This is a genomic window from Halobacillus alkaliphilus (assembly GCF_900113125.1).
Classification (GTDB): domain Bacteria; phylum Bacillota; class Bacilli; order Bacillales; family Halobacillaceae; genus Halobacillus; species Halobacillus alkaliphilus.
Map to the genome: position 1 here is coordinate 1 of NZ_FOOG01000068.1, position 11,932 is coordinate 11,932.

An 11,932-nucleotide genomic window follows, 5' to 3' on the forward strand; every position below is an offset into this window, starting at 1 on the left:
CAACCCAACATGATTATGAAAAACGGACCCTTCTAGGAGAGAAAAGTTCTCCTTCTTAATCTGTATTAAATGCTTTAATACAGGCTATGGCGATAGTTACATCTTGAAAATAGCTGCACAAACACATGGTCTCTTTACTCATCACTCAGGTGATGTTTTAAGTGGTTTCGAGCTTATGATTTGGCAAGGTCCGGAGGGGGACGATGAAGACTCCTGTGGGATGAACATGATCGGTAAGATCCCGGAAGGCGAAGCCTGAGGAAGCTTACCACATGCCCACGGAAAGCGAAATCGTCCCCCGGAGGACCTTCCTCATACCCAATATCTCGAAACTGAGTCTTCAATTAACCGGCCCTTTAGTGCAATAAGCTATAATATTGTTTAACATTAATAGTCGTCTGCTTTAAACGAGATGTCCATCTGCTTTCTTGATTCGCCCAACACGTCAGCTGCGATTAGAGAATGTTCGAAGGAATTGATACTGGACTGCTGTTTACCTTGTTCGACGAGTTGAATGAATTCTTCGATCTCATAGTACATGGGATCTTTATCAGCTATTCCCGGCAATGTTTCTGTTGTGCCATCATTGTATCGAATAAGAAGATCTTCAGGTTCAGAGATGTTTTGAACAACTATTACACCTTTTTCCCCTTGAATTTCAGAAGGCGCATAAGAATGAGTGATTTTCGAGTGAGTGATCACCGCTTCCAGCCCTTCATAACTGGCAATAATACTCCCTTGACCATCTACGCCCGATGCAAGCTTAACTCCATTTGCTTTGACGGACAGAGGAGCACCAAAAAGTACGACCATAGGATAAACCCCATAAATTCCCAAGTCCATATGGGATCCATTCGAGAATTCTGGATTAAAGGCATTTAAGACTGTTCCTTCTTTATAGGCATCATAACGAGAGGAATACTTACCATAATTACCAAAATAGCGGCGGACTCGGCCGATTTTGGACAAGTGATCCTGCAGAGTTTTAAATCCTGGCATAAGTGTAGATTTAACAGCTTCCATTAAAACTACGCCTTCTTCCTGAGCAACTTTAATCATATTAGCTACCTCTTGCTGATTTGAAGCCATAGGTTTCTCACAAAGTACATGTTTTCCTTGTTTCATGCAGGTAATGGCTTGTTCTGCATGAAAAGAATTAGGGCTTGCTATGTATACGGCATCGACTTCTGTACTTGAGGCAAAGCTTTCAAGTGAATGATACGAATGTTTCGCGCCATGAACAGAAGCAAACTCCCGTGCTCTTTCTTCGGTCCTCGAGTATACGGCCGTTACTTCGAAGCGATCATGCTGGCCCCCGGCCTTCAAAAACTTTTCCGTAATGGTATTCGTTCCAATAATTCCGAAACGGATCAATATAAACCCTCCTCTTGTTGAATTATTTACTAGTATACAGGAGGATATGGCTGTCCGTGTAGAAGTTTATTTATCCATCTCCTGAAGAGCCAGTTTAGCTAGAACCCTTTGTCCTTTTTCAGTAGGGTGAACATCTCCTTTAATGATGTAATCCGGATGACCTTTGAATGCGGAATTTGCATTCAACAGCTTCACTGAAGTGAAATGACTGAGAAGCTTAATTAAAGAAGCATACTGTTGGTTGATGTAAGCTAATGGTGTATTAAGCTGGTCTCCAGCGGAGGGGTAAGGATTGTAAATGTTATACACAAGAATCTGTCCCTCTGTGAGCTGATCAATTAGAACGATTGTAGAATATACGTTATATAACAGATCCCTGATCACAGGAGCAGCTTCATCAATCCGTATACCGTCCAACCCTTTATTCTTTTTCACTAAGTTAAGAAGATCATTTCCACCAATATAAAGAATGACATAGTCCGCTCCCTGTATAGATTGTCTGAACATATCATTGGAATGAACAGCCCTTAACAGTTCCCCGGATGTTAAACCTGGCACACTGAGATTAGTGACTTCCAAACCTGTTTCTTTCCCAATAAGATAAGGAAAAGCTTTACTAGGAGGCATGTGGTTGTCTCTCGACAAATTATATCCAAACGGAATAGAATCACCTATAGCTACTACCCGTTCTTCTTGTTTGGAATAGACATTGGACAGGGGTAGCAAACTGAAGATAATGAACATGAATACCGTAACTCTTTTAATCATATGCCCTGTCCTTTCACGTGTTATGTAAAAAGCAGGACGCCGGACGAACCTTGACGTCTCGCTTTATTATTTTTTACCGATGAACATTTGCGTCCAGTAATTTCCATCCTGGTCATAACCAATTCCAATATGGGTTAAATTCTTGTTCATAATATTTTTACGGTGTCCTGGGCTATTCAGCCAACCTTTTACAACCTGATCAGCCGTTTGTTGACCGGCCGCGATATTTTCCGCTGCAGTACGATAATCCACTCCGAATTCTTTCAGCATATCGAATGGCGTTCCGTAAGTTGGAGATGTATGAGAGAAGTAGTCATTGGCCGACATATCCTCTGATTTTTTCTGGGCAACTTTAGCTACTTGTCCATCGATCTTCAGTGGCTTAAGACCGTTTTTCTCTCGCGCCTGATTGGTTAATTTCACTACTTCTTCCTGAAGAGCTCCATTGACCTGCCCAAAACGTTCATCCTCTGCATTTCCCTGATCTCTGTCAGGTTCAGCTTTATTTTCTTCGTTATCCATGTTTGGTGCATCCATCATTCCGTTTGGTCCATTTGGATTTAATCCTTCAAAATGTATATTAGGGTCAAATCTGTTTTGTCCTGGTGCAGCACCTGGATCCACTGCATTTTGACCCTTCTGCTGAATACCTTGATCTTCAGGACCAAAACTTACTTCATTAAAGTTATTGCGCTGCTGTTCTCTAGCACCTTCATCTGTATTACAAGCTGTAAGTACAAGAGACATGATGAAGGCTGTAAACAATACAATTAAACCTTTTTTCATCTTTTTATCCTCCTCAGGATTTCTTACGTTTACTATTCTCCCTTAGATACTTTTTATCCCGAGGGAAGCATTCCAATTTCCACTAAAAAAACCGCTATGTAGTAACATAGCGGCTTTGCAAACAGGTCATAACAACCTTGTTAAATATTTGATTGTAAGCGGAAACATATAACCTTCTGTTCTGTCATGGATTCGATAGCGAAACGTACCCCTTCTCTTCCAATACCAGAACCCTTAGTCCCTCCAAATGGCATTTCATCAATACGATAATCACTGCTGTCGTTAATCATTAAACCCCCAACGTCCATGTGTTTGATCGCATAAAAGGCATGCTGAAGATTATTGGTGAACACACCTGCCTGAAGCCCATAGTTGACATTATTGGATTTTTCAATCCCTTCCTTCAGATTCTTCACTGGCTGAATAATGACGACAGGCCCGAATATTTCTTCTTGTGCAATTCGAGCATTATCAGAAACATCCGTTAACACGGTCGGATAATAAAAGGCACCGTCCCTTTTACCTCCCGCCTCTATTTTTGCCCCTTCCTGAACGGCTTCTTCCACCCAGTTCTCAACGCGTATGGCTTCTTTCTCTTCAATCATAGGACCTACATCTGTGTGCTCATCCATTTTATCGCCTACTCTTAAATCAAGGGTTAAATTCACAACATCCTTAACAAATTCCTGATAAATTTCGTCTTCTACGTAAATCCTCTGAACCCCTATACAATTTTGACCGGCAGCTGAAAAAGCTCCTGATACACATGATGAAACGGCATCCGAAAGGTCTGCATCCTTTAAAACGATGACCGGGGAATTAGATCCTAATTCCATGCTTACTTTTTTAGTCCCTGCCTTGCTGGAAATTCGTTCGCCTGCATCTCCACCGCCTGTAAACGAAATCATTTTGACGGCAGGGTGAGTAATGAGAGGATCTCCTATCTCCTTACCTGATCCTGTAATAACGGAGAGCATGCCTTTTGGAAGACCCGCTTCCACTAACGCTTCGGCTAATTTCAGTGCACTTAAAGGTGTCACCGAGGCAGGCTTTAAGACAATCGCATTCCCAGCCGCTATGGCAGGACCGATTTTATGGGCTACAAGATTTAAAGGATCGTTAAATGGAGTGATTGCACCAACGACCCCTACTGGAAAACGGTAATAGTAACCGGTCCGGTGTTCACTTCCTTCATTTTGATCAAAATTAATCGTTTCTCCCTTTATTCTTCGTGCTTCTTCGGCACTAATTCGAATCGTTTGCGTAGCTCTTCTTACTTCCCCACGGGCTTCTGTAATGGTTTTGCTGCCTTCAGAGGAAACAATATGAGCAAATTCCTCTGCATGTGTTTCCATGTAATCAGCCGCATCGTTTAATACTCGGATGCGTTCGTGGACAGGCCATGGATCCACAGATTTGTATGTCCGGTCTGCTATGTCGATGGCGGCAAGCATATCCTCTTTAGAAGCGGCAGGAACATTAGCAATAAGCTCGTTATTTTGGGGATTAAGCACTTCAAATGTCTGATCAGCCTCAACCCATTCTCCGCCCAGTAACATTTTCATCGTTTTCACTTTTGTCTGCATGGCAGGCGTACCCTCCTTATATTTTCGTTGGTGTGCGCTGCTTGTGATAGTGAATTAAATCAATCATTAATGAATAACCAGTTTCCGTCAGACCTGCACCTGCTCCAGTAAGCATGATCGATCCAGCCAAATCACATTCATAGACAATTGCATTTGTAGCTCCTGTTACTCCAGCTAACGGATCATCCATAGGAATTCGTTCTGGTTTAACACTTGCTTTCACACGTCCATTGTTTTTTTCGACACGAGCAATCAACCGCCATTTTTCGCCATCTTTCCAAGCTTCGTTTATTTTTTCCGAGTTAAGTCCACTAATTCCTTCACACTCTACTTCATGAGGGGGAATAGGGGACCTCATCACATGACTGGATAAAATCGAAGCTTTATAACGGGCATCATAACCTTCCACATCACTGGTTGGATCTGCCTCGGCATACCCCAGCTTTTGAGCTTTTTCTAAGGCTTCCTTGTAAGAAAGTCCCTTTTCCATTTCCGTGATCATATAATTCGTTGTTCCATTCAATATGCCTTTGATCTCAGTGATCTGATTGCCTGCAAGAGTTGTTTCCGGCATTCTTAAAGCTGGTGTGCCGCTCATGACTGTCCCTTCAAATCCAAAGAACACACCTTTTTCTTCGGCCAGTTGGAGCAGTTCTTCGTAGGCAAGTGCGACTGGCCCTTTATTGGTCGTCACGACACTCTTCCCATGAGCAAATGCAGTCCGGCAATGGGAAATGGCAGGCTCTCCTGTTTTCACATCCGTAAACGTTACTTCAACAATAACGTCAGCATTGGAGTGCTTGATCGTTTCCAGACTGCTCCACCCTTTAACCGTCTGGTGATCCTCCGGGTAGGTTTCTACTGTTGCATGTTCACTTATACCTTCAAATAATAAATCCATGTTCAGCCCTTCCGGATGATAAACCGCCCCGAGCCGCATATCGGCTACAGCAACAATTGAAAAATCGAGGCCATGTTCAGCGTTAAGGTTTTTTTCGCGTTCTTTCATGATTTTAGCCAGCGACTGACCGACCCCTCCAAAACCAATAAATGCTATTTTCATTGTCATCAAATGCCTCCCTGCTTTAGTAATTCATAAGTGCTTTCCGCAAGTATCCTGACTCCATCACACATAGCAGATTCGTCTATATTGAAATCAGACTGATGGAGATTGGTCACCTTTTCTGTTGCACACCCTAAAAAAAACATGGCCCCGGGAATCTTTTGTGTAAAGTGACTAAAATCTTCACTTCCCATTCCAAAAGGTTCATTATATATAGTCATGGGGTAAGCTGCTTTTCTAAAAATCGCATTGATTTCCGGCGCGTTATAGAGCGCGGGCTCTCCTTTTTGAACGACTAGATCACACTCTCCGCCCAAGGATGCCACGAGGGAAGGAATCTTATTAATTTCGTGAATAAGCATATACCGGACTTCATTAGAGTACGAACGCATCGTACCTCGTATCTCTACTTCATGCGGAATAATATTGTTTGCTTCTCCTGCTTGAATTTTTCCAATACCAATCGTTCCCACGTCCAAAGGATCGACTTTACGACCGTTTAAACTGTATAAATTCTGTAATACAAATGTACTGATCCACACTGGATCGACGGTTTGGTGAGGATAGCCGGCATGACCACCGTCTCCTTTAATAGCGATATGGAACTCATCATTATTTGCCATACTCGGTCCATCATAGATTTGAACCTCTCCACGTTTTCTCCAGGGACACATATGGAGTGCCAGTATCGAATCGAGTTCTTCCAGCTTTTTGGAGTTGAGCATTTTGACAGCCCCGGTTTCCCCTTGTTCATCACACTTCTCTTCAGCTGGTTGGAAGACAAGCTTAACCGTCCCCTGAAATCGATTGGCCTTCGCATCTTCTATAAACAGATGAGCTATACCAAGCAGAATGGCTGTATGGGCGTCGTGACCGCAGGCATGCATAACCCCAGGATTTTTTGAAGCCCAGGCGAAACCTGTTTCTTCTTCGATGGGAAGGGCATCCATATCTGCCCTGACTCCGACCACAGCCCCCGGGCCATTGCTTATCGTTGCAATGACCCCGCAGCCGCCTACGTTTGTTTCAATATCCTCAATCCCTGCTTCGCGCAGGATTTCTTCAACTTTTCTGCTTGTGCGTTGTTCTTGAAAACTTAGTTCTGGATGTTGATGAAAATCTCTTCTCCATTTTACTAAAGAAGAATGAAGTTCTTGAGAGCGTTTAACTAAGTCCGCGTTTTTGGTTCTCACAAACTACACTTCCTCAGCTTTTGACATAAGCTTCAATAGCTTTAAAGGCTTGAGCAAGATCCTCTTTTAAATCATCAATATCCTCAATGCCCGCGGAGTAACGGATAAGTCCTTCCGGAATGCCCATAGCCAGTCTTTCAGCCGGGGTACATTCAACGTGGCTGGTCGTTCTTGAAGGTCCGACGACTGTTTCGACAGATCCCAAGTTAGCCGCCCGATTCGCGTATTTAAGCTTAGGAAGCAGTTGTCTCACTGTATCCACTCCGCCGCGAACTGCAAAACTGAGCATACCTCCAAAACCAGTCATTTGCTCTTTCGCTATATCATGGTGAGGGTGGTCCTCAAGACCTGGATAGAATACCGCTTCGACCATATCAAATGTTTTCAGGTACTCCGCAATACTTGCTGCGTTTTTATTTTGCTGATCAACTCGAAGTTTCAGTGTTTTCATACCGCGCAGAATCAGGTAGGCTGCCATTGGATCCATCGTTGCACCGTTAATTTCACGATAGTGATAGATAGCTTCTACAAGAGCTCGATCACCGCATACAGCACCGCCAAGTGCGTCAGCATGACCCCCAAGGAATTTCGTTGCACTATGAATCACGAGGTCAGCTCCAAGCTCTAACGGATTTTGATTTACTGGTGTAGCAAAAGTATTATCCACTATGACAGTAGCCCCTACTGCTTTACCAGCTGCAGCCATTCTTTTAATATCCGTAATTTTAACGGTCGGGTTAGTCGGACTTTCGAGATAAAGGACCTTACATCCTTGGGCCACTTCTCTTTCAATAGCTTCATGATCTCCTGTATCGCACAAAATAACTTCTACTTGCTGTCTTGGAAGAAATTCCGTAAAAATTTTATTCGTTCCGCCATACGTATCTTTAATTGACACCACGCGGTCTCCGGGAAACAGTAAAGTACTAAGTGTATTGCTAATCGCAGCCATTCCTGTAGAAAAACTGGTCGAAGCATCCGCTCCTTCAAGAATACGGATTTTCTCTTCAAATGCCTGCACCGTAGGGTTAGTGTTCCGACCATAAATATGACCTGGTTTATTTCCAATCGCTACTTCATACCATTCATCCATATCGTCATAACCAAAGGAAACGCTATGAACCACCGGTACTTGTGTAGCTCCAAAAGCCAACTGTTCTTTTTCTCCAGCCCAAATCGATTTTGTACTAAATTTAGCTTTTTCCATTTATAATCTCCTCCTGAGGTACAAGTAATGAATAAACATGACGGGCAATAACCGTATCTTGCACACCCGTCCCTGTTAGATCACAGATCGTAATTTCATCGGCTGACTGCCTTCCTGGCTTGCCGCCGCTTGTTATTTCGCCAAGCTCAATAGCCCGGTTTATTGTTTCCTGATGACAATTTCTAAGCTCTCCCAACCGCACAGACTGCGCTTTCACATCACAAATTAACTGATCCGCTCGTTCCAATACCGATGTTTCAAGTTCCTGTTTATGCTCGGCATCAGACCCCATAGCGGTAACATGAACGCCAGGCCGTAACCATTCCCCTTTAATCAGTGGTTCTGAAGCAGGGGTAGTTGTCACAACGATATCGCTTTCCCCTACAACCTCCTGCGGATGAGTGCAAACCTCTACCGGCAGGCTCAATCGTTGTTCGATGTCTTCTTTGTAGGCGTCAGCCTTTTTAATATCTCTACCGTAAACCAGCACCCTTTCTATGGGACGAACAAGCGATAAAGCTTCCAACTGCAGTCTCGCTTGAGCACCGGTGCCTATAATTCCAGCCGTTCGACTATCTTGCCGACTGAGATGACGGGCAGCCACTGCACCTGCAGCAGCGGTACGTAAGTCGGTCAGCAGACCCTGGTCTGCAAGAATCGCCATGGGTCTGCCTGTTTCCGCACTCAAGAGAATCATCAGGCCATTCGCACTTGGCAGCCCTATTTGAGGATTATTAAAAAATCCAGAAGAGAGCTTGATAGCAAAACTATCATATCCTTTAATATGAGCGGATTTGATATCTACTTCCCCGTTATGTTCGGGGACATCGATTCGCATGATGGGAGGCATTTGCACTTTGTTATCACCTAGGGCATTAAAACCTTCTTCCACCAAATCCACTACCTTTTTGTCTAAACGAACCACATTATTAATTTCACTCCGATGGAATAATTGGATGATCGTCACCTCCTAGCTGATTTGTCCGCTAAGGTCCATATGGTCCCTAATAATTAATTCTTGGGGATAAGTGGTAAACCGTTCAGAACCTTCTTCCGTAATACGGAAAGTTTCACTGATTTCAATTCCATCCGTATCAAACCATAAAGCCGGTATAAGGTGAAAAGTCATATTCGGCTTTAAAACGGTAGAATCACCTTTTCGGATACTAGCTGTGTGCTCTCCCCAATCCGGCGGATAATTCAGTCCAACGGAGTATCCGAGTCGAGCTTCTTTTTCAAACCCATGCTTCTTAATTGTCTTTCTCCATACTTCTTCAAGTTCCCCGCATGTCACTCCCGGTTTTGCCGCGTAAAGAACTTCCTGAATTCCTTCCAGAACCACAGGTGCTACTACTTGCAGCTTCTCATTCGGCTGCCCCACCGTTACGGTTCGCGCCAAAGGTACATGGTAACGCTTATAACACCCCGCCAATTCGATAATGACGGCATTCCCTTCTACAAAAGGACGGTCACTCCACGTTAAATGTGGAATCGAGGTGCGGTCACCGGTCGGGAGCAGAGGGACAATTGCTGGATACTCTCCTCCGAATTCAGGTGTTCCTTTGACCATTTGATAGTAAATTTCAGCAGCTGTATCACATTCACGCACTCCCGGGCTGATACTTTCCACACCTTTTTGCATCGCTAAATCTGCGATCTTCGCTGCTTTTTTCATATATTCAATTTCCTGGTCTGATTTAATCATTCTTACCCGGTTAACCAGAAGGGTAGCATCTTGAAAAACGGCATCTGGCATTCCTTTTTTCAATCTCTCAAGCGCCATACCGGTAAAATAATATTGGTCCATCTCCACGCCAACTCTTCGATTTCCATGACCAATTTGAGATAAAATCTCCGAAATAAAATCCATTGGGTGGTAAACTTCCGAGTGAACATAATAATCCGGATAAGCAATTACATTTTCATCATAAATCCAAGTCGTAACCCGGGCACCATTGGCATCCTGGTAACGTCCAATCCATAGAGGCTGTGGCTCATCAATGATAATCACAAGCATCTGATGAACATAGAAAGACCAGGCATCATATCCTGAAAGGTAATTCATATTTGCCGGGTTTGAAATTAGCAGGACTTCGATTCCTTTCGCTTCCATACTCTTTTTTGTCTCTTGTAACCGTTGGTGATACTCAAGAATGTCAAAAGGAAGCACCATTTGAACCCCTCCACCTTTTTCTGAATATTTAAATATTGATTACTTATATTTTATTCAACCTTCTTTTTTTTTGTAATGTAAAAAGTGTATGAAGTTTCAAAACCAAATTTACTACAAACTTATAAATCGACGCTCTCTGTAAAAAGCCTCTCTTAGTAAGACACAGTGAAATGGTGTGTTACCATGAAGCTAATACTTATAAGGAGGCCCTCAAAAATGAACTATAGTTACATATCTCACTTGTACTGCCCGAAATGTTCGAAAACTTATTCAAGCGAAGAAACTCAGCATTTATGCACATGCGGATCTCCGCTTTTGGTCGAATACCGACTGGATGAATTAGCCTACGATTGGAAGAAAGATCATCTAGCGGATCGCTCTCCTGATTTGTGGCGCTATCATGAACTTCTTCCACTGCAGGATGAACAATACAAAACAACTTTAGGAGAAGGAATGAGTCCATTACTTACAATGAACAGAATCGGACAAGACATGGGTATTCATGATTTACTCATGAAGGACGAAGGGACGATTCCAACAGGTTCATTTAAAGCTCGTGGAGCGGCTGTCGGAGTTTCAAAAGCGAAGGAGCTTGGTGTGGAAGAATTGGCTATGCCTACGAACGGAAATGCAGGCGCTGCCTGGTCTCTATATGCTGCTCGCGCATCCATGAAATCTACTATAGTCATGCCAATTGATGCTCCCAAAATTACCAGAAACGAATGTGCTATATCTGGGGCTAGCTTATACTTAGTCGATGGATTAATTAGTGATGCGGGGCAAATTGTGGGGAATGCCGTACAAGAGAAAGGAATGTACAATGTTTCTACATTAAAAGAGCCCTATCGGATCGAAGGCAAAAAAACTATGGGGCTGGAGATTGCTGAACAGTTGAATTGGGAGGTTCCTGATGTCATTCTTTATCCAACCGGAGGCGGTGTCGGACTGATTGGCATACATAAGGCCTTAAAGGAGCTTCAACAGTTGGGATGGATTCAGAAGGATAAAATGCCGAGACTCGTTGCTGTACAATCAGATGGCTGCGCCCCCATTGTTCAGGCATGGGAAAAAGGAGAAACAGAAGCCCCTTTTTGGGAAGGTTCTGAGACTGTAGCATTTGGAATTAATGTACCTAAAGCCCTTGGAGATTTTCTAGTACTTGAAGCTCTTTATGAAACAGATGGATGTGCCATAGCGATCAGTGACGATGCACTTCTTGAGGAACAAAAGAAAGTGGCTCAAAAGGAAGGGGCTTTTGTATGCCCTGAAGGAGCTGCGGCCTTCTCAGCTGCCCGCCACCTTCGTGAACAAGGATGGATTCAAGAAGAGGACAAAGTGGTTGTTTTGAATACAGGAGCTGGGATTAAATATCCAGACACCGTGAATGTTAATTTGCCGATCCTTAAGCCTGGAGAGAGGATTAGATAAATAAAAAAAGACGGGCTAGCCCGTCTCAGGCTGTCGAGAAAGTCTCGGCAGCTTTTATTTGTTTTCCTTTTTTAATAGATCACCGCGTTAATTTGTTATAATAGCTATAACTTATCAATGAAAGGTGATTTGATGTTTCAATCCAAAACTGAACGTCAAAATGAATTCGAAATGGTTGCCATTGAAGAGCTTGTCCCAGAAGATCATCTCCTCCGTAAAATTGACCAATGCATAGATTTTTCTTTCATTCCTGAAAAAGTCCGTCCTTACTATTCAGAAGACAATGGCCGTCCCTCTTTGGATCCTCTTGTTTTATTCAAAATGATGTTCATTGGTTATATCTATGGCGTTCGT

At 43.3% G+C, this 11,932-nt stretch carries 11 protein-coding genes; 2 read left to right on the forward strand and 9 right to left on the reverse strand.

The window, feature by feature from the left end; all coding sequences use genetic code 11:
- Positions 1–387: 387 nt before the first annotated feature.
- From BMZ06_RS19620 to BMZ06_RS19660, 9 genes are all read right to left on the reverse strand, one after another.
- A complete protein-coding gene (locus tag BMZ06_RS19620; RefSeq protein WP_089754822.1) occupies positions 388–1,374 on the reverse strand; it encodes a Gfo/Idh/MocA family protein in 987 nt (328 codons plus the stop codon).
- Positions 1,375–1,440: 66 nt separating this feature from the next.
- Positions 1,441–2,142: an SGNH/GDSL hydrolase family protein gene (locus BMZ06_RS19625; protein ID WP_089754823.1), complete on the reverse strand. Its 702-nt coding sequence runs from the start codon at positions 2,140–2,142 to the stop codon at positions 1,441–1,443.
- Between the two features lie 66 nt (positions 2,143–2,208).
- Positions 2,209–2,928 carry a CAP domain-containing protein gene (locus BMZ06_RS19630; protein WP_089754825.1) on the reverse strand — a complete coding sequence of 240 codons (720 nt, stop codon included), beginning with the start codon at positions 2,926–2,928 and terminating at the stop codon, positions 2,209–2,211.
- A gap of 140 nt (positions 2,929–3,068) precedes the next feature.
- Positions 3,069–4,514, reverse strand: a complete 1,446-nt coding sequence (locus tag BMZ06_RS19635) for an aldehyde dehydrogenase family protein (RefSeq protein ID WP_089754827.1) — start codon at positions 4,512–4,514, stop codon at positions 3,069–3,071.
- 16 nt (positions 4,515–4,530) lie between these two features.
- A complete protein-coding gene (locus tag BMZ06_RS19640) occupies positions 4,531–5,583 on the reverse strand; it encodes a homoserine dehydrogenase (protein WP_089754828.1) in 1,053 nt (350 codons plus the stop codon).
- Positions 5,583–6,770 (reverse strand): M20 metallopeptidase family protein, encoded by a 1,188-nt coding sequence (locus BMZ06_RS19645; protein WP_089754829.1) that lies wholly within the window; start codon positions 6,768–6,770, stop codon positions 5,583–5,585. The genes BMZ06_RS19640 and BMZ06_RS19645 overlap by 1 nt, the downstream gene beginning before the upstream one ends.
- A 13-nt stretch (positions 6,771–6,783) precedes the next feature.
- Positions 6,784–7,977: a cystathionine gamma-synthase family protein gene (locus tag BMZ06_RS19650; RefSeq protein WP_089754831.1), complete on the reverse strand. Its 1,194-nt coding sequence runs from the start codon at positions 7,975–7,977 to the stop codon at positions 6,784–6,786.
- Positions 7,964–8,944, reverse strand: coding sequence for a cyclodeaminase (locus BMZ06_RS19655; RefSeq protein WP_089754833.1), 981 nt, complete (start codon positions 8,942–8,944; stop codon positions 7,964–7,966). Before BMZ06_RS19655 ends, BMZ06_RS19650 begins: the two co-directional genes overlap by 14 nt.
- Positions 8,945–8,947: 3 nt before the next feature.
- Entirely contained in the window at positions 8,948–10,150 is a 1,203-nt protein-coding gene (locus tag BMZ06_RS19660) for a M24 family metallopeptidase (RefSeq protein ID WP_089754835.1), read from the reverse strand.
- Positions 10,151–10,366: 216 nt separating this feature from the next.
- Between BMZ06_RS19660 and BMZ06_RS19665 the strand changes: the two genes are divergently transcribed.
- On the forward strand, positions 10,367–11,578 hold the full coding sequence (locus BMZ06_RS19665) for a threonine synthase (protein ID WP_089754836.1): 1,212 nt from the start codon (positions 10,367–10,369) through the stop codon (positions 11,576–11,578).
- A 132-nt stretch (positions 11,579–11,710) separates the two neighbouring features.
- Positions 11,711–11,932, forward strand: a 222-nt coding sequence (locus BMZ06_RS19670) for a transposase (RefSeq protein ID WP_139205868.1), incomplete at its 3' end; no start/stop codon positions are given.

What these genes read in the sequence shown, in the direction of transcription:
- BMZ06_RS19640 (WP_089754828.1), bottom strand. Translation starts at nt 5,583, where the DNA reads ATGACAATGAAAATAGCATTTATTGGTTTTGGAGGGGTCGGTCAGTCG.
- BMZ06_RS19630 (WP_089754825.1), bottom strand. Translation starts at nt 2,928, where the DNA reads ATGAAAAAAGGTTTAATTGTATTGTTTACAGCCTTCATCATGTCTCTT.
- BMZ06_RS19625 (WP_089754823.1), bottom strand. Translation starts at nt 2,142, where the DNA reads ATGATTAAAAGAGTTACGGTATTCATGTTCATTATCTTCAGTTTGCTA.
- BMZ06_RS19650 (WP_089754831.1), bottom strand. Translation starts at nt 7,977, where the DNA reads ATGGAAAAAGCTAAATTTAGTACAAAATCGATTTGGGCTGGAGAAAAA.
- BMZ06_RS19660 (WP_089754835.1), bottom strand. Translation starts at nt 10,150, where the DNA reads ATGGTGCTTCCTTTTGACATTCTTGAGTATCACCAACGGTTACAAGAG.
- BMZ06_RS19635 (WP_089754827.1), bottom strand. Translation starts at nt 4,514, where the DNA reads ATGCAGACAAAAGTGAAAACGATGAAAATGTTACTGGGCGGAGAATGG.
- BMZ06_RS19665 (WP_089754836.1), top strand. Translation starts at nt 10,367, where the DNA reads ATGAACTATAGTTACATATCTCACTTGTACTGCCCGAAATGTTCGAAA.